The sequence below is a fragment of the Janibacter hoylei PVAS-1 genome, assembly GCF_004025845.1.
Taxonomy (GTDB): domain Bacteria; phylum Actinomycetota; class Actinomycetes; order Actinomycetales; family Dermatophilaceae; genus Janibacter; species Janibacter hoylei.
The window spans coordinates 150,732-170,329 of sequence record NZ_PIPF01000002.1; the positions used below are offsets into that span (position 1 = coordinate 150,732).

Consider the following 19,598-nt stretch of genomic DNA (forward strand, 5'->3'; position numbering starts at 1 on the left):
TGTGAGCAGCAGCGCAGCAACCGGTCGCGGCACCGGCGCGCGATCGGCTCGCACCCGGCTCGAGCAGTGGGCGGCGCGCTTCGAGTCGCCGATGACGACCTACTACCTCCTGCTCGGGGTCGTCGGCCTGCTCGTCGGCATCGGCCTGGTCATGGTGCTCTCGGCCTCGATGATCGTCTCGCTGAGAGAAAACGACAGCTCCTTCACGATCTTCCTCAAGCAGTTCGTCTTCGCGGTCGCGGGGGGGCTGGCGCTGTGGTGGGCCTCGCGGCGGAGCGTCGCCTTCTGGAAGCGTTTCGCCCTGCCCGCGGTCCTCGCCTCCATCGTCCTGCTCGGGCTGGTCCTCACCCCCCTCGGCTTCGGCTTCCAGGGCAACCGCAACTGGATCGGGGTGGGCTCGCTGTCCATCCAGCCGAGCGAGATCGCCAAGATCGGCCTCGTGCTCGGTGGTGCGCTCGTCCTCGAGCGCAAGCAGGCGCTGCTCGGCTCGATCAAGCACGCGCTCATCCCCTTCGTCCTCCCCGGGGCGCTGGTCATCGTCGGGCTCGTCATGCTCGGTCACGACCTCGGCACCGCCATGGTCATCGTCGCGATCGTCGTCGGCATGCTCTTCGCCGCGGGAGTGCCGCTGCGCTGGTTCGGCGCCGGGCTCGGGGTGCTCGCCGTGCTCGGCTACGCCGCGCTGACCCTCGGCAACAGCCGGATGGAGCGGATCAACGTCTGGCTCAACCCGGAGCAGTGCGCCCCCGGCACCGAGCTCTTCTACGGCATCTGCCGCCAGTCGGTCCACGGCCGCTACGCCCTCGCCGACGGGGGCTGGCTCGGCGTCGGCCTCGGGGCCAGCCGCGAGAAGTGGGGCTGGCTCTCCGAGCCGTACAACGACTTCATCTTCGCGATCATCGGTGAGGAGCTCGGCCTGCTCGGCACGCTGGCGATCCTCCTGCTCTTCGCCAGCTTCGCCCTCGCCGGACTGCGGCTGGTCACCCGCACCGACGACTACTTCGTGCGGCTGGCCACCGCGGGCATCTGCACCTGGGTGCTCATCCAGGCGATCATCAACATCGGCGCCGTCATCGGGATGCTCCCCGTCATCGGCGTGCCGCTGCCCTTCGTCTCCTCCGGCGGGTCCTCGCTCGTCACCTCGATGCTCGCCGTCGGCATCCTGCTGAGCTTCGCTCGTGCCGAGCCGGGCTGCTCTGAGATGATCGCGGCCAAGCCCTCCCGGGCGCGCGCCCTGCTCGCCCGGTTCCCCAGCAGGAGGACATCCACGCGATGACGCCCGACCGCCCCTCACGCATCCTGCTGGCGGGAGGTGGCACCGCGGGACACGTCTCGCCGCTGCTCGCCCTCGCCGACTGCCTCCGTCGCCGTGACCCCGGCGTCGAGATCCTGGCCCTCGGCACGAGCGAGGGCCTCGAGGCACGGCTGGTGCCCGAGCGCGGGTACGACTTCGCGACGATCCCCAAGGTGCCGCTGCCGCGCAGGCCCTCCGGTGACCTCGTCCGGCTGCCGGTCAACCTGCGACGTGCGGTGGCGGCCGCTGGTCGGGCCATCGAGCAGGTCGACGCCCAGGTCGTCGTCGGCTTCGGTGGCTACGTCTCCACGCCGGCCTATCTCGCGGCGCGCAAGGCCGGGGTGCCGATCGTCATCCACGAGCAGAATGCGCGGGCAGGGATCGCCAACAAGGTGGGGGCCCGCTTCACCGACCACGTCGGCGTGACCTTCCCCGGGACCAAGCTCGCCGGTGCCCGGGTCATCGGGATGCCGCTGCGCCCGGAGATCGTCGCCCTCGACCGCGAGGCCACCCGGGCCGAGGCACGCGCGGGGCTCGGCCTGCGCGACGACCTGCCGGTCCTGCTCGTCACCGGTGGCTCGCTCGGCGCCAAGCGGCTCAACGACGCCTTCGCCGCGAGCGTCGCGACGTTCCGCGATGCCGGTATCCAGGTCCTCCACGCGACCGGCGCCGGCAAGGACTTCGTCGCCCTCGGCGGCGACGAGTCGGTGCCCTACGTCGTCATGCCCTACGTCGACCGCATGGACCTGGCCTACGCGGCCGCCGACGCCGTCGTCTGCCGCTCGGGCGCCAACACCGTGTGCGAGCTGACGGCCGTCGGGCTGCCCGCCGTCTACGTGCCGCTGCCCATCGGCAACGGCGAGCAGCGGCTCAACGCCGCCGGCGTCGTCGCCGCCGGTGGTGGACTGCTCGTCGAGGACGCCGACGTCGACCCCGGCTGGGTCGCGCGGGAGGTCGTCCCGCTGCTGCAGGACGCGGAGCGGATCCGCGAGATGTCCCGCGCCGCGGCGTCGGTCGGCCACCGGGATGCCGACGAGACCCTGGCCGACATGGTGACCACCGCGTGGGTCGACGGGAGCCGGCATGAGTGAGTCCGTGCTGCCGCCCGTGCCGCGCAACGAGCGCTTCGACGTCCTCGCCCCCCGTGTGCCCCTCGCCGACCTCGGCTCCGTGCACGTGCTCGCCGCCGGCGGCGCCGGGATGTCGGCCATCGTCCGGCTGCTCGTCGACGCCGGCGTGCCGGTCAGCGGGAGCGATGCCCACGACTCGCCGCTGCTGCGTCGTCTCGGTGAGCTCGGTGCCCGGGTCAACGTCGGCCACGACGTCGCCCACCTCGAGGGCGCCGACACCGTCGTCGTCTCGTCGGCGATCCGCGAGGACAACCCCGAGCTCGCCGCCGCGCGCAGCCGAGGGCTGCGGGTGCTGCACCGCAGCCAGGCCCTCGCCTCCGTCATCGGTGAGCAGACCGGCGTGGCCGTCGCCGGGGCCAACGGCAAGACGACGACGAGCTCGATGCTCACCGTCGCGCTGCTCGAGAGCGGGCAGCGTCCTTCCTTCGCGCTCGGCGGGGAGCTGTCGACGCACGGGGTCAACGCGGCGCTGGGGGAGGGGACTCCCTTCGTCATCGAGGCCGACGAGTCCGACGGCTCCTTCCTCGCCTACCGGCCCGAGGTCGCCATCGTCACCAACGTCCAGCCCGACCACCTCGACTTCTACGGCAGCTTCGCCGCGGTCGAGGCGGCCTACCTCGAGTTCGCGCAGAGCATCGCCCCGGGCGGGCTGCTCGTCGCCTGCGCCGACGACGCCGGGTCCGTCCGGCTCGCCGAGCGGGCGGCAGCCGCCGGGGTGCGGGTGCTGCGCTACGGCTTCGCCGAGGAGGCCGAGGTGCGCCTCGTCGACCCCGTGCTCGACGGCACCCGGGCCGGCGTGACCCTCGTCGAGGGCGGGCAGCGGCGCGAGCTCGAGATCGCCGTGCCCGGCCGGCACAACCTGCTCAACGCGGCCGCGGCCTACGCCGCCGCGGTCCACGGACTCGGTCTCGAGCCGCAGCCCGTGCTCGATGGGCTGGCGGCCTACGGCGGCACCCGCCGGCGCTTCGAGACGAAGGGGGAGGCCCGGGGCGTCAGCGTCGTCGACGACTACGCGCACAACCCCGGCAAGGTCGAGGCGGTCGTGCGCACCGCGAAGGAGATCGCGGGTGAGCACCGGCTCTTCGTCGTCTTCCAGCCGCACCTGTACTCGCGCACGCGCGACTTCGCGGAGGGATTCGCGGCCGGTCTCGAGCCGGCGGACGAGGTGCTGCTGCTCGACGTCTACGGAGCGCGCGAGGACCCGGTGCCCGGAGTCAGCTCCCAGCTCATCGCGGCTCCCCTCGAGGCAGCAGGCCGCTCCGTCCGCGTCGTCGGGACCGATGAGGCCGTCGCGGCCGTCGCCGCGCAGGCGCGTGCCGGCGACCTCGTCCTGACGGTGGGGGCCGGCGACGTCACCCACCTCGGCCCGAGGTTGCTCGAGGCACTGCGTCGATGAGTCGGGGGAGCGGGACGCGGGAGGCGACCGAGGAGCGGTTTGCCGAGCGAGCGGCGCACGCGCGCACCCAGCGGGTCCGGCGGTGGCTGCTCGTCGTGGTCGCGGTGGTCGTCACCATCGCCCTGGCGTGGGCGGTCGGGTTTTCCTCGCTGCTCGACACCCGGGAGGTGAGCGTCACCGGGGCCGACCCTGCGGACGCGGCGAGCATCGAGCGGATCGCCGACGAGCAGGTGGGCCGACCGCTCGTGCGGGTCGACGGTGACGACCTCGCCCGACGGATCACCGACGAGGTCCCCGGGGCCGCGCACGTGACGGTCGAGAGGAGCTGGCCGCACACCCTCAACCTCAAGGTGACGTCGAGAGTCCCGGCGCTCGCCGTCGAGCGCGGGGAGCGGGACTTCGAGCTGCTCGACCTCGACGGGGTCGTCATCCGCCACGTCACCTCGGCCCCCGAGGACGTGCCCACCGTGACGGCCGAGGACGACGCCGAGGTGTCCGGCCACGGGGTCAAGGCGGCGCAGGGGATGCTCGCCGCGCTGCCCGCGGAGATGCGCTCCAAGGTCAAGGACGTCCGGGTCGACTCCGCGGACCAGATCAGCTTCCGCCTGGGCTCGACCCGGATCATCTGGGGCGACGGGTCGAAGCCGGAGGTCAAGGTCGAGGTCATCCGGATCCTCCAGGCCAAGAAGGCCAAGACCATCGACGTCTCGGCCCCCGACACGCCCGTCACGAGCGGGTAGTGTGGCGACACGCGGGTGCAGCGTTTGCCCATGCGGCTCGGGCCGCATAACGTCACCCGCACACCGAGCGTGACCAAACTGTAACCCTGAAGTTCACCTTGAGCTTTCGGGGTGAGGCACCACCGAGCAGCAGCAACAGGAGTCCCCGTGGCATCAGCCCAGAACTATCTGGCCGTTATCAAGGTCGTCGGCATCGGCGGCGGTGGCGTCAACGCCGTCAATCGGATGATCGAGGTCGGCCTCAAGGGTGTCGAGTTCATCGCGATCAACACCGACGCCCAGGCGCTCCTGATGTCGGACGCCGACGTCAAGCTCGACGTCGGTCGCGAGCTGACGCGCGGTCTCGGTGCCGGTGCCGACCCCGAGGTGGGCAAGAAGGCTGCGGAGGACCACGCGGAGGAGATCGAGGAGGTCCTCAAGGGGGCCGACATGGTCTTCGTCACCGCGGGCGAAGGGGGCGGCACCGGCACCGGTGGCGCGCCGGTCGTCGCGAAGATCGCCAAGAGCCTCGGTGCCCTGACCATCGGTGTCGTCACGCGCCCGTTCACCTTCGAGGGGCGTCGTCGCGCCAACCAGGCCGAGTCCGGCATCGGTGCGCTGCGCGACGAGGTCGACACCCTCATCGTCATCCCCAACGACCGGCTGCTGTCGATCAGCGACCGCGCGGTGAGCATGCTCGACGCCTTCCGCAGTGCCGACCAGGTGCTGCTCTCCGGTGTCCAGGGCATCACCGACCTCATCACCACGCCCGGCCTGATCAACCTCGACTTCGCCGACGTCAAGTCCGTCATGCAAGGGGCTGGCTCGGCCCTCATGGGCATCGGCTCGGCGAGAGGTGAGGACCGCGCCGTCCAGGCCGCCGAGCTCGCGATCTCCTCGCCGCTGCTCGAGGCCAGCGTCGACGGTGCCCACGGCGTGCTGCTGTCGATCCAGGGCGGCAGTGACCTGGGCCTCTTCGAGATCAACGAGGCAGCGCGCTTGGTGCAGGAGGCCGCTCACCCCGAGGCCAACATCATCTTCGGTGCGGTCATCGACGACGCGCTCGGCGACGAGGTGCGCGTGACCGTCATCGCCGCCGGCTTCGACGGGGGCGTCCCGCAGCAGCGGCCCGACGACCGGGCGCTCGGTCAGGTCCAGTCCGGTGGGCAGTCGCGTCAGGCACCCACCCAGCAGCGCCCGGCCCAGCAGGCCCCCGCGCAGCCGCAGCAGCAGGCGGTCCCGGCCCAGCAGCGCCCGGCCCAGGCCCAGCCGCAGCAGCAGGCCGCCCCGGCCCAGCAGGCCCCCGAGCAGCCGCAGCAGCAGGCGGCCCCGGCCCAGCAGGCGCCCGCTCAGGCCCAGCCGCAGCAGCAGGCCGCCCCAGCCCAGCAGGCTCCGGCCCAGCCGAAGCAGGCCACCCCGCCGCGCCAGGTGACCTTCGACGACGGCGACGACCTGGACGTCCCGGACTTCCTCAAGTGACCTCGGGCCGCTGAGCGGCCCGGGCATCGCCCGCAGGGCCCCGACACCACGGTCGGGGCCCTGCGTCGTCCCGGTGACATGTGCCGGCGCTCGGCGGCGAGAGGTAGGTTGCAGACGTGTTCGGCTGGAGAGATGACGACGCAGGACTGGTGCGGGCCTTCACGGACCGCCGCGACGGGGTGAGTGCGGCCCCCTTCGCCGGGCTCAACCTCGGGGCCCACGTCGGCGACGACCCGACCGCCGTCGCCCGCAACCGCGCCGCCCTCGAGGCCGCGCTCGGGCTGCCCACGTTGTGGGCCGATCAGGTCCACGGCAGCGAGGTCATCCACGTGACCTCCGACGTGCTCACGGCGCCCCGTACGGAGACCGGTGCCGTGGGCACCGGAGACGCCATGGTCACCGCCGAGCCGGGCATCGCCCTCGGCGTGCTCGTCGCCGACTGCACCCCGGTCCTCGTCCACGACACCGGCAGCTGCCTCGTCGGGGTGGCCCACGCGGGGCGACCCGGCATGGTGGCGGGGGTCGCGCTGCGGCTCGTCGAGGCGATGCGTGACCTCGGCGCCGTCGACTTGCGGGCCACGGTCGGGCCTTCCGTCTGCGGCCGCTGCTACGAGGTGCCCGACGAGATGCGCTCGGCCGCAGCCGCCGTCGCGCCCGTCTCCGCGGCCGTCACCTGGTCGGGCACGCCGGCCATCGACGTGGCGAGCGGGGTCGTCGACCAGTTGGCCGGTGCGGGAGTGCCCGTCGAGTGGATCGCCGGGTGCGCCCGTGAGGAGGCCGACCTCTACTCCTACCGTCGCGACGGTAGAACCGGTCGCTTTGCCGGCGTCATCGGGAGGGCGGCATGACCGGGCCACGTCGGCAGGAGCTAGCCACCAACCTCGCGCAGGTCGAGGAGCGGATCGCGGCGGCCTGCGCCTCCAGCGGCCGCGAGCGAGACGACGTCCACCTCGTCGTCGTCACGAAGCACTTCCCCCGCAGCGACCTCGACCTGCTCGCCGACCTCGGCGTCACCGACATCGGGGAGAACCGCGAGCAGGAGGCTTCCGCCAAGCTCGACGACGGGGGAGTGCCCCCCGGGGTGCGGACCCACTTCATCGGTCAGCTGCAGTCGAAGAAGGCCAATGCCGTCACGCGGTGGGCCGACGTCGTCCAGTCCGTCGACCGGCTCAAGCTCGTCGGGGCGCTCGCCCGCGGCGCCGAGACCGCCGGCCGCGAGGTCACCGCCCTCATCCAGGTCAACCTCGACCCCGACGCCGATGCCCACCGGGGCGGAGCGGACCCGGCCGAGGTGCCCGCCCTCGCCGACGCGATCGCGGGGTCCTCCCTTCGTCTCGGAGGGCTCATGGCCGTCGCTCCGCTCGGTGGCGACCCGGACGCGGCCTTCGCGCTGCTCGCCCGGCTCCACGAGGCGCTCGTCGCCGACCACCCGTCGGCCTGGATGCTCTCGGCGGGGATGAGCGGCGACCTCGAGTCCGCAGTCCGGCACGGTGCGACACACCTGCGTGTCGGGACGGCAATCCTCGGAACTCGTGCGTCACACCGGTAACTTCGGTGACACCGACGAGGCCCCCGGTAAGACGTAAGGACTTGAGAGACATGACGGCACTGCGCAACGCGATGGTCTACCTCGGACTCGCCGAGGACGACAAGCGCTACGACGACTACGACGACCAGTACGTCGACGACTACGAGAGCGGCCACGAGGTCCTCGAGGAGGAGCGACCCGCAGAGGTCACGCCGCTGCGCCGCGTCCCCACCGCTCCTGCCGTGCACGAGGTGGAGGTCACCCAGATGAACCGCATCACGACGATCCACCCGAGCACGTACAACGACGCGCGCGCCATCGGCGAGAGCTTCCGCAGCAACACGCCGGTCATCATGAACCTCACCGACATGGACGACTCCGACGCCAAGCGTCTCGTCGACTTCGCCGCCGGCCTCGTCTTCGGCCTGCACGGCTCCATCGAGCGCGTCACCAACAAGGTCTTCCTGCTCTCGCCCGAGCACATCGAGGTCGACGCCGAGGGCGGCGAGGCGCAGCAGCCGCGCGCCCTCTTCAACCAGAGCTGACCCTCCCAGCGGGGCCACAGGCCCCCGGCCTAGGCTGAATCCATGTCGATCGTCCGCGATGTGCTGCACCTCGTGCTGTACATCTACTTCCTCGTCCTCATCGGTCGTCTCGTCCTCGACTGGATCCAGGTCTTCGCCCGGCAGTGGCGCCCCAAGGGCGTCATCCTCGTCGTCGCCGAGGCGATCTACACCCTCACCGACCCGCCGCTCAACGCGATCCGCAGGGTGGTCAAACCGATCCGCTTCGGCGGGGTCGCGATCGATGTCGCCTTCCTGCTGCTCATCCTCGCGGTCTCGGTGCTGCTGAGCATCGTCTAGGCTGAGGGTGATGCCCGTGCGCGCTCTGCGTGGCACTGGCGTGCAATCTGTCCGAACGCATACGGAGGAACAATGGCGCTCACGCCCGAGGACGTCCTCAACAAGACCTTCACCCAGACCCAGTTCCGTCGTGGGTACGACGAGCGCGAGGTCGACGACTTCCTCGACGAGGTCGTGGCCGAGATGCGCCGCATGGTCAAGGACTCGGAGGACCTGCGGGCCCGTGCCGCCGACGGGTCCGGCGCCCCGGCTCCGGTCGCGGCCGCCGCTGGTGGATCCGGTCAGGCCGACGAGGCGCTGACCCGCGAGAACCGCGACCTGCGTGCCCGGCTCGACGACCTGCGCACCCGCTTCGAGAAGGAGACGGCTGCGCGCGCCGCGGCCGAGAAGCGCGCCGGCGAGCTCGAGCGCTCCGCCCGGGCCAACGACGAGCAGGCCAAGGGCGACAACGCCAAGGTCGACAAGGCCCAGCTGGGTGCCGACGAGCGCATCGCGACCGTCAATGCCCGCGCCCAGGAGGCAGAGGAGCGCGCCCAGCAGCGCATCCAGGCCGCCAACGCGGCCGCCGAGAAGGCCGAGGCCGAGGCCAAGCAGCGTCAGGAGGCTGCCGCCGCGCAGCCCGCGGCCCCCGCCGCGGCCGCGACCGATGGTGGAGCCGGTCAGATGGCCGCTGCCGCCGGTGGTGGCGCCGGCGCGTCGGGCCTCATCGCCCTCGCCCAGCGCCTGCACGACGAGCACGTCGCCGAGGGCCAGAGCCAGCGCGACAAGCTCATCGCCGAGGCCCAGCGCAAGCACGACGAGCTCGTGTCGACGGGTCAGGGCAAGCACGACGAGTTCGTCAAGACCGGTCAGGGCAAGCGCGACCAGTTCATCGGCGAGGGCACGACGCAGCGCGACAAGCTCATCTCGGACGCCCAGACCAAGAGCACGACGATGGTCAGCGAGGCCGAGGCGCAGCGCAAGAAGATCCTCGACGACCTCAACGCGCAGAAGACGAAGATCGAGGCGCAGATCGCCGAGCTGACGACCTACGAGCGCGACTACCGTCGCAAGCTCAAGGACTTCATCAGCACGCAGCTCAAGGGCCTGGAGTCCACACCGGCTCTCGCGCCGGAGACCACCTCCAGCAAGAGCTGAGCGGATCAGCACGACCCGCAGAGGCGGCGGTCTCCCCACTCAGGGAGGCCGCCGCCTCTGGCAGCTGTGAGACGCCGGCAGATGGCCTCTCGGAGAATGACGCGCGCTGATCCCGCGATCTGCGCCAAAACGTCGTACCCTTCGTTGACTCTGGTCCGTGCAGGGGTACGGGCCAACCCGATCTGAGGACGGTCATGGCGACGAAGAAGACGGCCACGGGAGCAGCGGAGCGTGTGAAGAGCGCGGCCCGGGCCACGGTGAAGAGGGTCTCGTCGAAGAAGGAGCCCGAGGCGAAGGGGACCACCGCGAAGAAGTCCACGGCCGCGAGCGCGAACGGCAGCACGACGTCGAAGGGCGCCACGAAGAAGGCGACCACGAAGAAGACGAACGCCCCGAAGAAGACGAGCGCCACGAAGGCCGCCGCGAAGAAGACAGCCGCGAAGAAGGCGGCCGCCACGAACAAGGCCGCGCCGAAGAAGGCGTCCACCTCGAAGAGCACGACGAAGAAGGCTGCGGCGCAGAAGACCGCAGCGAAGAAGGCTCCCGCCAAGAAGACCGCGGCGCAGCTCGTCGTCCGGGAGGACGAGAGCCCGTGGACCGCCAAGGAGCTCAAGGAGGTGCGGGCCGAGCTCGACACCGAGATCCAGCGCCTCACGGCGGAGATCAGCTCCGCGGAGACCGACCTCAACGAGTTCCTCAAGGAGCCGATCGATGGGGCCGGCGACGACCAGGCGGATGCCGGGGCCAAGTCCTTCGAGCGCGAGCACGAGCTGAGCCTCGTCGCCGGGGCCCGCACGGGCCTGGAGCAGAACCTCCACGCACTCGCCCGACTCGAGGACGGGACCTACGGGATCTGCGAAAACTGCGGCAATCCGATCGGCAAGCTTCGACTCCAGGCCTATCCTCGTGCGACCCTGTGCATGACATGCAAGAGTCGACAGGAGCGGCGCTGAGCGCCCCACACACCCCAGACGACGACACCCCGGCGCCCGCCTCGCGCTCCGGGGTGCTTCGTTGGTACGTCCTCGCCGCCCTCGCGGCGCTCATCCTCGACCAGGCGAGCAAGGTCTGGGCGCTCGGAGCACTCACCGACGGGAGGTCCCTCCCGCTCATCGGTGACGTCCTCTCCCTTCGTCTGATCCGCAACTCCGGCGCCGCCTTCTCCATCGGTGACGAAACGACGTGGCTCATGACGCTCGTGGCGGTGGCCGTGACGGCCGCCATCCTGTGGGCGACCCCACGGATCGGCTCCTCCCGGTGGGCCCTGTCGCTCGGGCTCGTCCTCGGCGGCTCCCTCGGTAACCTCTACGACCGGTTCTTCCGCGAGCCTGGGCCGCTGCGCGGACACGTCATCGATTTCATCGACTACGGCGGGCTCTTCGTCGGCAACGTGGCCGACATCGCGATCGTCGCCGGAGCGGTGCTGCTCATCTGGCTGGTCTTCGCCAACATCGGCATCGACGGCACCCGCCCGCAGCACGCGGCCGGAGCGCACGAGGATGCTGTCGACGACCGCAACGACCAGGAGGAGACACCGTGACCGATGTGCGCAACGTCCTCGTCCCCGACGGTCTTGAGGGGGAGCGCATCGACGCCGCGGTGGCGCGCCTCTTCGGCCTCTCCCGCACCCGCGCGGCCGAGCTGGCCGCCGACGGCAAGGTCCTCGTCGAGGGGAGCGCCGTCGCCAAGTCCGCCCGCGTCAGCGCCGGTGAGCACATCGAGGTCACCCTGCCCTCCGTCGACGACAGCCCGACGCTCGCCGTCGTCGCCGAGCCGGTGCCCGGCATGCGGATCATCCACGACGACGAGGACATCGTCGTCGTCGACAAGCCCATCGGCGTCGCGGCGCACCCGAGCGTCGGCTGGTCCGGCCCGGACGTCCTGGGCGGTCTCGCCGCCTCCGGGTACCGCATCACGACGAGTGGCGCGAGCGAGCGACAGGGCATCGTCTCGCGGCTGGACGTCGGCACTTCAGGCCTCATGGTCGTGTGCAAGAGCGAGCACGCGTACTCGGTGCTCAAGCGGGCCTTCAAGGAACGCACGGTCGACAAGACCTACCACGCGCTCGTCCAGGGCCTGCCCGACCCGCACGTCGGCACCATCGATGCGCCGATCGGGCGCCACCCGAGTGGCGACTACAAGTTCGCCGTCATGGACTCCGGCAAGCACGCGATCACCCACTACGAGCTCCTCGAGGCCTTCCGCCACGCCTCCCTGCTCGAGATCAAGCTCGAGACCGGGCGCACCCACCAGATCCGCGTGCACATGGCCGCCTTGCGCCACCCGTGCGTCGGTGACCCGACCTACGGCGCCGACCCGACGTTGGGCGCCCGACTCGGTCTCGAGAGGCAGTGGCTGCACGCCATGGGGCTCGGTTTCGTCCACCCCGGTACGGGCGACTACGTGCACTTCGAGAGCACCTACCCGCAGGACCTGCAGACGGCCCTGGACCGGCTCGCCGACCTGTCCTGACGGGGTGAGGCTTCGTCGGTCCTGCGGGGCACGACCGGCTCGAAGACGAGGAAGGTCCACAGCTGACCGTCAGCACGCCGAAGGGGGGCGCCACCACCACGGTGGCGCCCCCCTTCGTCATGGGCTGGGTCAGTTGACCCGACGGTCGCGGCCCTCCCAGTAGGGAGCGCGCAACTTGAACTTCTGCAGCTTGCCGGTGGCCGTGCGGGCCAGCTCGTCGCGGAACTCGATGGTCGTCGGCGCCTTGTAGCCGGCCGCCTTGGACTTGCACCACGCGATGAGGTCGGCCTCGGTCGCCTCCGACCCCTCCGCGACGACGACGAGGGCCTTGATCGTCTCGCCCCACTTGTCGTCGGGGACGCCGATGACTGCGACCTCGGTGACGTCCGGGTGGGAGAAAAGCACGTCCTCCACCTCGATCGACGAGACGTTTTCACCACCGGTGATGATGACGTCCTTCTTGCGGTCGCTGATCGTCACGTAGCCGTCGTCGCCGATCGTGCCGCCATCACCGGTGTGGAACCAGCCGCCCTCGAAGGTGCGCTCGGTCTCCTCTGGCAGGTCGTGGTAGCCCTCCATGACGACGTTGGAGCGGGCCAGGAGCTCGCCGCTCTCCTCGTCGAGCTTCATCCGGCAGCCGATGGCGGGGGAACCCGCCCGCACGAGCTTGCCGGCACGCTCCTCGGGGGTCAGCTCGTCCCACTCGGCCCGGGTCCGGTTGATCGTCAGCAGCGGAGAGGTCTCGGTCAGGCCGTAGATCTGGATGAACTCCCAGCCCAGCTCCGTCTCGACGCGGGCGATCGTCTGCGTGGGCGGGGGAGCGCCGGCGACGATGATGCGCACCCGGTCGCGGCCGGGGATCTCGCCCTCCCACTCCTGCGCCGCGGCGAGCACGGAGTTGACCACGGCAGGCGCGGCACACATGACGGTCACGCCGTGGCGCTCGACCCGGCGCAGGATCTCGGCACCGTCGATCTTGCGGATGACGACGTGCTGCGCCCCCACACCGGTCATGGCGAAGGGCATGCCCCACCCGTTGGCGTGGAACATCGGCAGGGTGTGCAGGTAGACGTCACGGTCGCTGATGCCGGCGTGCAGGCCGAAGGTCACCGCATTGGTCCAGATGTTGCGGTGGGTGATCCGCACCCCCTTGGGGCGCGCGGTCGTGCCGGAGGTGTAGTTGATCGTCGCCGTGGCCGCCTCGTCCGGCTCCCACTCCCGCGGCTGCGCGGTGGCCGGGTCGATCCCGCCGAAGAGGTGCTCGTCCTCGCCCAGGACGAAGGTGTGCTCGGCCTGCACCTCGTCGATCAGTGAGGTCAGCTCGGGGTCGATGTAGAGCACGCGCGCGCCGGAGTGCTCGACGATGAACTTCACCTCCTCGGGAGCGAGGCGGAAGTTGATCGGGACGAGGACCCGGCCCGAGCCGGCGACGCCGAAGAAGCTCGTGAGCAGCCGCGCCGAGTTGTGCGAGACGACGGCGACGCGGTCGCCGACCTCGATGCCCAGGGAGTCGAGGTGGGCCGCCTGCGCATTGGCGAGCTGCCGCATGCGGGCATAGGTCACGCCCTCGAGCGGAGGCGCCGGCTGGTCCGGCTCGTCGACGACCGCCAGGCGCTCGCCGTAGACGGCGGCCGCGCGGTCGATGAAGTCGTTGACGGACATCGGCACGATCATCCGGTGGAACCTCCATGCGGTGTGGACGACTCTGTCGAGGCGACGTTAACCCCCTTCGTCCGCGGTGACCGCACGTCTCGGGCGGCGGCGCGCCGAGCGGTGCGCGGGAGGCGGCCGGCGGCGTGCCGGGGTGTCGGTGGGGCGATCTAGACTCGGGTCGATGTCCGAGCTGCCGCGTTCCGAGAACTTCGTCCACCTGCACAACCACACCGAGTACTCGATGCTCGACGGGGCCGCGCGGATCAAGGACATGTTTTCCACCGCCCAGGAGATGGGCATGCCGGCGATCGCGATGACCGACCACGGCTACCTCTTCGGCGCGCACGAGTTCTGGAAGACGGCGCAGTCCTACGACGTCAAGCCGATCATCGGGCTCGAGGCCTACGTGGCGCCGGGCACCCACCGCACGGACAAGAACCGCGTCAAGTGGGGCGACGAGCGCACGCGGCCGGGCGACGACGTCTCCGGTGGTGGCGCGTACACCCACATGACGCTGCTGGCGCGCAACAACACCGGCATGCACAACCTCTTCACCATGGGGTCGCGGGCCTCCCTGGACTCGGTCTTCGCCAAGTGGCCGCGGCTGGACCGCGAGCTGCTCTCCCAGTACGGCGAAGGGCTCGTCGCGACGACCGGCTGCCCGTCGGGGGAGATCCAGACGCGGCTGCGGCTGGGGCAGTACGACAAGGCGATCGAGGCGGCCTCGGAGTTCCGCGACATCTTCGGCCGCGAGCACTACTTCCTCGAGCTCATGGACCACGGCAACCAGATCGAGCGGCGCGTCCGCGACGACCTCATGCGCCTGGCCAAGGACCTGCAGCTGCCGCTCCTCGCGACCAACGACCTGCACTACGTCAAGCAGGAGGACGCGATCGCCCAGGACGCGCTCCTGTGCATCAACTCCGGCTCCAAGCTCCACGACCCCGACCGCTTCAAGTTCGACGGCGAGGGCTACTACCTCAAGTCGCCGGCCGAGATGCGCCACCTGTGGCGCGAGCTGCCCGAGGCGTGCGACAACACCCTGCTCGTCGCCGACATGTGCGAGGTCTCCTTCGTCGAGGGCGAAGGGCGGTACATGCCGCGCTTCGACTGCCCGCCGGGCGAGGACGAGGAGTCGTGGTTCGTCAAGGAGGTGCAGACGGGCCTGCACAAGCGCTTCCCTGACGGCATCCCCGAGTACGCGCAGCGGCAGGCTGACTACGAGATCGACGTCATCGTCGGCAAGGGCTACCCGGGCTACTTCCTCGTCGTCGCCGACTTCATCAACTGGGCAAAGGACAACGGGATCCGCGTCGGCCCCGGCCGAGGGTCCGGTGCCGGCTCCATGTGCGCCTACGCCATGGGCATCACCGACCTCGACCCGATCCCGCACGGCCTGATCTTCGAGCGCTTCCTCAACCCCGAGCGCAAGTCGATGCCCGACTTCGACGTCGACTTCGACGAGCGTCGGCGCTCCGAGGTCATCCGCTACGTCTCCGACAAGTACGGCGACGAGCGGGTCGCGATGATCGCGACCTACGGCACGATCAAGGCCAAGCAGGCCGTCAAGGACGCCGCCCGGGTCATGGGCCACCCCTTCAACGTCGGCGAGCAGCTGACCAAGGCGATGCCCGCCGACGTCATGGGCAAGGGCGTGCCGCTGGCGAAGATGTGGGACTCGGAGCACGACCGCTTCGGGGAGGGGCAGGAGTTCCGCCAGCTCGTCGAGTCCGAGAAGCACCTCGGTGAGGTCGTCGACCTCGCGAAGGGCCTCGAGGGCCTCAAGCGCCAGTGGGGCGTGCACGCCGCCGGCGTCATCATGAGCAGCGAGCCGCTCATCGATGTCATCCCGATCATGCGGCGGCTCCAGGATGGCCAGGTCCTGACGCAGTTCGACTACCCGACGTGCGAGACGCTCGGGCTGGTCAAGATGGACTTCCTCGGCCTGCGCAACCTGACGATCCTCGACGACGCCCTGATCAACATCAAGGACAACCGGGGCGAGGAGATCGACCTCGACGCCCTGAGCAAGGACATGACCGACAAGGCGACGTACCGCCTGCTGTCGCGGGGTGACACCCTCGGCGTGTTCCAGCTCGACGGCGGGGGCATGCGCACCCTGCTGCGCCTGATGCAGCCGGACAACTTCGAGGACATCTCCGCCGCCCTCGCGCTCTACCGACCCGGCCCGATGGGCGTCAACGCCCACACCAACTTCGCCCTGCGCAAGAACGGCCGCCAGGAGGTCGTGCCGCTCGACCCCCAGCTCAAGGGCAAGCTCCAGCCGCAGATGGAGGAGGCCCTCGGCCCGATCCTCGGCACGACCTACGGCCTGTGCATCTACCAGGAGCAGGTCATGGAGATCGCGCAGAAGCTCGCGGGGTACACCCTCGGCAACGCCGACCTGCTGCGGCGAGCCATGGGCAAGAAGAAGAAGGAGGTGCTCGACGCCGAGTACATCCCCTTCTCCGAGGGCATGAAGGCCAATGGCTACAACGAGGCCTCGATCGCCGCGCTGTGGGGCGTCCTCGTCCCCTTCTCCGACTACGCCTTCAACAAGGCGCACACCGCCGCCTACGGCCTCGTGTCCTACTGGACCGCCTACCTCAAGGCCAACTACCCGGCCGAGTACATGGCCGCCCTGCTCACCTCCGTCGGCGACGACAAGGACAAGTCGGCGCTCTACCTCAACGAGTGCCGTCGCATGGGCATCAAGGTCCTGCCGCCGTCGGTCAACGAGTCGCAGGGACGCTTCTCGGCCGTCGGCTCCGACATCCGCTTCGGTCTCAACGCCATCCGCAACGTCGGCCGCAACGTCGTCGACGGGATCATTGCGGCCCGCGAGGAGAAGGGGGCCTTCACCTCTTTCGACGACTTCCTCGCCAAGTGCCCGGCCGTCGTCTGCAACAAGCGGACCGTCGAGTCGCTCGTCATGGGCGGAGCCTTCGACGACCTGGACCACCCGCGTCAGGGCCTGGTCATGGTCCACGAGGAGTACGTCGACGCCTTCGTCGGGGTCAAGCGGCAGGAGGCCGTCGGCCAGGACTCCCTGTGGGACATGTTCGGCGGTGACGACGAGGCCGAGGCCGGCCCGGCGGGCATGGAGGGCATGGGGTTGCGCCCCGTGCCCCAGGTGGAGTGGGACAAGCGGACCAAGCTGGCCAACGAGCGCGAGATGCTCGGCCTCTACGTCTCCGACCACCCCCTCTTCGGTGTCGAGCACGTGCTGCAGCGGGCCGCCGACACCTCGATCGCGGCGCTGACCCAGCCCGACTCCGGCATCAAGGAGGGCAGCCACGTGACCATCGCGGGGCTCGTCACCGGGCTGAGCGTCAAGCGGACCAAGAAGGGCGACCTCTGGGCCATCGCCACCGTCGAGGACCTCGAGGGCGCCATCGAGTGCCTCTTCTTCCCCAAGACCTACCTCACCGTCCAGACGATGCTCACCCAGGACATCGTCGCGGTGGTGCGCGGCCGGGTGAATGCCCGCGACGACTCCGTCTCGCTCTACGCCGAGGACCTGACGATCCCCGAGATCACCGACGGGCCGCGGGGTCCGGTCGTCCTCACCCTCGACTACGCGCGCGCGACCACCGGTCGGATCGAGGAGGTCAAGCAGGTGCTCGCCCAGCACCCCGGCAGCACCGACGTGCAGATCAAGCTCGTTCAGCCCGGCCGGTCGGTGACGATGTCGGTCGATGCCGCCTACCGCGTCGAGCCGACGGAGGCCCTCATCGGGGACCTCAAGGTGATCCTCGGCGCCCGGGCGGTGAGCGCATGAGCGAGCGAATGAGCGGTAGCACGACGCCGCCGGTCGCCGCGCAGAAGCCGTGGACCCGCACCCACCACGGCGAGGAGGTCGACGACCCCTACGAGTGGCTCCGAGACGGTGACGATCCGCAGGTGCTGTCGTACCTCGAGGCGGAAAACGCCTACGCGGAGGCGCTCACCTCCCACCTCGCGCCGCTGCGCCAGCAGCTCTTCGACGAGATCAAGGAGCGCACTCTCGAGACCGACCTCAGCGTCCCGGTGGCCTCCGGGGGCTGGTGGTACTACTCGCGCACCGTCGAGGGCAGCCAGTACGCCATCCAGTGTCGGGCGCCCCTCGTCGACCGGGCCGCCGTGCCCGAGCTGGACCCGACCCGGCCGCTGCCGGGCGAAGAGGTCCTGCTCGACGGCAACGAGCTCGCTGCCGGGCACGAGTTCTTTTCCCTCGGGGGCTTCGAGGTCAGCGCCGACCACTCCCGCATGGCCTACGCCGTCGACGTCACGGGCGACGAGCGCTTCGACGTCGTCGTCATGGACATCGCCAGCCGAGAGGTCATCGACCGCGCCGTGGTCGGCGCCGGATACGGGCTGGCCTTCTCGCGCGACGCCCGGTACCTCTTCCACGTCGCCGTCGACGAGGCCTGGCGCCCGCACGAGGTGTGGCGCCACGAGGTCGGCACCGACCGTGGTGACGACGTGCTCGTCCACCGCGAGGACGACGAGCGATTTTGGATGGGGCTGGGCACCAGCCGCGACGAGCGCTGGGTGGTGCTCGGCCTCGGCAGCAAGACGACCTCCGAGGTCCACCTCATCGACGCGCACGACCCCACGGGGCCGATGCGCTGCGTGGCCGCCCGTCGTGAGGGCGTCGAGTACGACGTCGAGCCGGCCGGCGACCACCTGCTCATCATCCACAACGAGCGACAGCCCGAGGGCGACCTCGCGTGGGCCCCGCTCGACGCGACGACCCACGAGCAGTGGCAGCCCCTGCTCGAGCGCACCGACGGCGAGCGCTTCGTCGGCATCGACGCCTTCGACGACTTCGCCGTCCTCTCCCTCCGCGTGGACGGACTGCCGGCCCTGCGCGTCCTGCCCCGGCAGGTGCGGTCCACTCCCTTCGCCGTGGGTGACTACGGTCCGGCGACGGACGTGACCTTCGACGACGAGCTCCACTCCGTGCACCTCGGCCCCGTCGCCGACCCGGACGCAGACCGCATCCGGGTGGTCCACGAGTCCTGGGTGTCGCCCCGGTCGGTGCTCGACGTCCACGTGGCCACGGGGGAGCGGGTCGTCCTCAAGCGGCACCAGGTGCTCGGTGGCGTCGACCTGGACGACTACGAGCAGCAGCGCGTCTGGGCCGTCGCGCCGGACGGCACGCACGTGCCGGTCTCCCTCGTGCGGCGACGCGGTGTCGTGGCCGACGGCAGCAACCCCGGTCTGCTCTACGGGTACGGCAGCTACGAGATGAGCTTCGACCCGTACTTCTCCATCGCCCGGCTCTCCCTGCTCGACCGCGGCGTCGTGTGGGCCGTGGCCCACGTCCGGGGCGGTGGCGAGCTGGGGCGCCAGTGGTACGACGACGGCAAGATGCTGCTCAAGCGCAACACCTTCACCGACTTCGTCGCTGTTGCCGAGTACCTCCACGACAGCGGGTGGGTGGCCCGCGACCGCCTCGCCATCGAAGGGGGCTCCGCCGGCGGCCTGCTCGTCGGCGCGGCGACCAATCTCGCCCCGGACCGCTTCGCCGCGGTGCTGGCGGCGGTGCCCTTCGTCGACGCGCTGACGACGATCCTGCGGCCCGATCTCCCGCTCACCGTCGGCGAGTGGGAGGAGTGGGGCAACCCGCTCGAGGACCCCGAGGTCTACCGGTACATGCGCGGGTACAGCCCGTACGAAAACATCGCGCCGGTCGAGTACCCCCCGATCCTCGCGACGACATCGCTCCACGACACCCGGGTCTACTTCACGGAGCCCGCCAAGTGGGTGGCTCGCCTGCGTGAGGTGACGCGTCACGACGACGAGCGTCCGATCCTGCTGCGCACCGAGATGAGCGCCGGGCACGGTGGGCGCTCCGGCCGCTACGACGCGTGGGAGCAGACGGCCTGGGAGTGGGCCTGGGTCCTCGACCAGATCGGGGCGACCGAGCGGCGCTGACCGCC

General features: G+C 70.5%; 16 protein-coding genes. 15 read left to right on the forward strand and 1 reads right to left on the reverse strand.

Going from position 1 to position 19,598, the window contains the following annotated elements; all coding sequences use genetic code 11:
* Window position 1 precedes the first annotated feature (1 nt).
* The 13 genes from ftsW (at window position 2) to CWN80_RS03045 (ending at window position 12,018) form a co-directional block, all read left to right on the forward strand.
* Window positions 2–1,276 carry a putative lipid II flippase FtsW gene (gene ftsW, locus CWN80_RS02985; RefSeq protein WP_128276856.1) on the forward strand — a complete coding sequence of 425 codons (1,275 nt, stop codon included), beginning with the start codon at window positions 2–4 and terminating at the stop codon, window positions 1,274–1,276.
* Window positions 1,273–2,385 (forward strand): undecaprenyldiphospho-muramoylpentapeptide beta-N-acetylglucosaminyltransferase, encoded by a 1,113-nt coding sequence (gene murG, locus CWN80_RS02990; RefSeq protein ID WP_007925280.1) that lies wholly within the window; start codon window positions 1,273–1,275, stop codon window positions 2,383–2,385. The genes ftsW and murG overlap by 4 nt, the downstream gene beginning before the upstream one ends.
* Entirely contained in the window at window positions 2,378–3,820 is a 1,443-nt protein-coding gene (gene murC, locus CWN80_RS02995; RefSeq protein ID WP_128276857.1) for a UDP-N-acetylmuramate--L-alanine ligase, read from the forward strand. Before murG ends, murC begins: the two co-directional genes overlap by 8 nt.
* Window positions 3,817–4,560 (forward strand): cell division protein FtsQ/DivIB, encoded by a 744-nt coding sequence (locus CWN80_RS03000; RefSeq protein WP_007925277.1) that lies wholly within the window; start codon window positions 3,817–3,819, stop codon window positions 4,558–4,560. Before murC ends, CWN80_RS03000 begins: the two co-directional genes overlap by 4 nt.
* A gap of 147 nt (window positions 4,561–4,707) precedes the next feature.
* Complete coding sequence (gene ftsZ, locus CWN80_RS03005; protein WP_128276858.1) at window positions 4,708–6,018, forward strand: cell division protein FtsZ; 1,311 nt, start codon at window positions 4,708–4,710, stop codon at window positions 6,016–6,018.
* A 116-nt stretch (window positions 6,019–6,134) separates the two neighbouring features.
* On the forward strand, window positions 6,135–6,866 hold the full coding sequence (locus CWN80_RS03010; protein ID WP_040880709.1) for a purine nucleoside phosphorylase YfiH/LACC1 family protein: 732 nt from the start codon (window positions 6,135–6,137) through the stop codon (window positions 6,864–6,866).
* A complete protein-coding gene (locus CWN80_RS03015) occupies window positions 6,863–7,567 on the forward strand; it encodes a YggS family pyridoxal phosphate-dependent enzyme (protein WP_007925272.1) in 705 nt (234 codons plus the stop codon). The genes CWN80_RS03010 and CWN80_RS03015 overlap by 4 nt, the downstream gene beginning before the upstream one ends.
* Window positions 7,568–7,617: 50 nt before the next feature.
* Entirely contained in the window at window positions 7,618–8,091 is a 474-nt protein-coding gene (locus CWN80_RS15735; RefSeq protein WP_007925271.1) for a cell division protein SepF, read from the forward strand.
* A 42-nt stretch (window positions 8,092–8,133) separates the two neighbouring features.
* Complete coding sequence (locus CWN80_RS03025; protein ID WP_007925270.1) at window positions 8,134–8,409, forward strand: YggT family protein; 276 nt, start codon at window positions 8,134–8,136, stop codon at window positions 8,407–8,409.
* Between the two features lie 72 nt (window positions 8,410–8,481).
* Window positions 8,482–9,546, forward strand: a complete 1,065-nt coding sequence (locus CWN80_RS15925) for a DivIVA domain-containing protein (RefSeq protein WP_007925269.1) — start codon at window positions 8,482–8,484, stop codon at window positions 9,544–9,546.
* Window positions 9,547–9,740: 194 nt separating this feature from the next.
* A complete protein-coding gene (locus tag CWN80_RS03035; RefSeq protein WP_007925268.1) occupies window positions 9,741–10,499 on the forward strand; it encodes a TraR/DksA family transcriptional regulator in 759 nt (252 codons plus the stop codon).
* A complete protein-coding gene (gene lspA / locus CWN80_RS03040; RefSeq protein ID WP_128276859.1) occupies window positions 10,472–11,086 on the forward strand; it encodes a signal peptidase II in 615 nt (204 codons plus the stop codon). Before CWN80_RS03035 ends, lspA begins: the two co-directional genes overlap by 28 nt.
* Entirely contained in the window at window positions 11,083–12,018 is a 936-nt protein-coding gene (locus CWN80_RS03045) for an RluA family pseudouridine synthase (RefSeq protein WP_007925264.1), read from the forward strand. The genes lspA and CWN80_RS03045 overlap by 4 nt, the downstream gene beginning before the upstream one ends.
* Before the next feature lie 129 nt (window positions 12,019–12,147).
* Here CWN80_RS03045 and CWN80_RS03050 read toward each other — a convergent pair whose 3' ends face one another.
* Window positions 12,148–13,680 carry an AMP-binding protein gene (locus tag CWN80_RS03050; protein ID WP_238148037.1) on the reverse strand — a complete coding sequence of 511 codons (1,533 nt, stop codon included), beginning with the start codon at window positions 13,678–13,680 and terminating at the stop codon, window positions 12,148–12,150.
* A 172-nt stretch (window positions 13,681–13,852) separates the two neighbouring features.
* Between CWN80_RS03050 and dnaE the strand changes: the two genes are divergently transcribed.
* The gene (gene dnaE / locus CWN80_RS03055; RefSeq protein ID WP_128276860.1) at window positions 13,853–17,452 is read left to right on the forward strand and encodes a DNA polymerase III subunit alpha; all 3,600 of its coding nucleotides are present in this window, start codon (window positions 13,853–13,855) and stop codon (window positions 17,450–17,452) included.
* On the forward strand, window positions 17,449–19,593 hold the full coding sequence (locus tag CWN80_RS03060) for a S9 family peptidase (RefSeq protein WP_238148038.1): 2,145 nt from the start codon (window positions 17,449–17,451) through the stop codon (window positions 19,591–19,593). The genes dnaE and CWN80_RS03060 overlap by 4 nt, the downstream gene beginning before the upstream one ends.
* Window positions 19,594–19,598: the final 5 nt, after the last annotated feature.

Bases quoted from the DNA above. Each gene is read 5' to 3' on its own strand.
- CWN80_RS03035 (WP_007925268.1), top strand. From the start codon at position 9,741: ATGGCGACGAAGAAGACGGCCACGGGAGCAGCGGAGCGTGTGAAGAGC.
- lspA (WP_128276859.1), top strand. From the start codon at position 10,472: ATGCAAGAGTCGACAGGAGCGGCGCTGAGCGCCCCACACACCCCAGAC.
- murG (WP_007925280.1), top strand. From the start codon at position 1,273: ATGACGCCCGACCGCCCCTCACGCATCCTGCTGGCGGGAGGTGGCACC.
- CWN80_RS03025 (WP_007925270.1), top strand. From the start codon at position 8,134: ATGTCGATCGTCCGCGATGTGCTGCACCTCGTGCTGTACATCTACTTC.
- CWN80_RS03050 (WP_238148037.1), bottom strand. From the start codon at position 13,680: ATGTCCGTCAACGACTTCATCGACCGCGCGGCCGCCGTCTACGGCGAG.
- CWN80_RS03015 (WP_007925272.1), top strand. From the start codon at position 6,863: ATGACCGGGCCACGTCGGCAGGAGCTAGCCACCAACCTCGCGCAGGTC.
- dnaE (WP_128276860.1), top strand. From the start codon at position 13,853: ATGTCCGAGCTGCCGCGTTCCGAGAACTTCGTCCACCTGCACAACCAC.
- CWN80_RS03060 (WP_238148038.1), top strand. From the start codon at position 17,449: ATGAGCGAGCGAATGAGCGGTAGCACGACGCCGCCGGTCGCCGCGCAG.
- murC (WP_128276857.1), top strand. From the start codon at position 2,378: ATGAGTGAGTCCGTGCTGCCGCCCGTGCCGCGCAACGAGCGCTTCGAC.
- CWN80_RS03000 (WP_007925277.1), top strand. From the start codon at position 3,817: ATGAGTCGGGGGAGCGGGACGCGGGAGGCGACCGAGGAGCGGTTTGCC.
- CWN80_RS15925 (WP_007925269.1), top strand. From the start codon at position 8,482: ATGGCGCTCACGCCCGAGGACGTCCTCAACAAGACCTTCACCCAGACC.
- CWN80_RS15735 (WP_007925271.1), top strand. From the start codon at position 7,618: ATGACGGCACTGCGCAACGCGATGGTCTACCTCGGACTCGCCGAGGAC.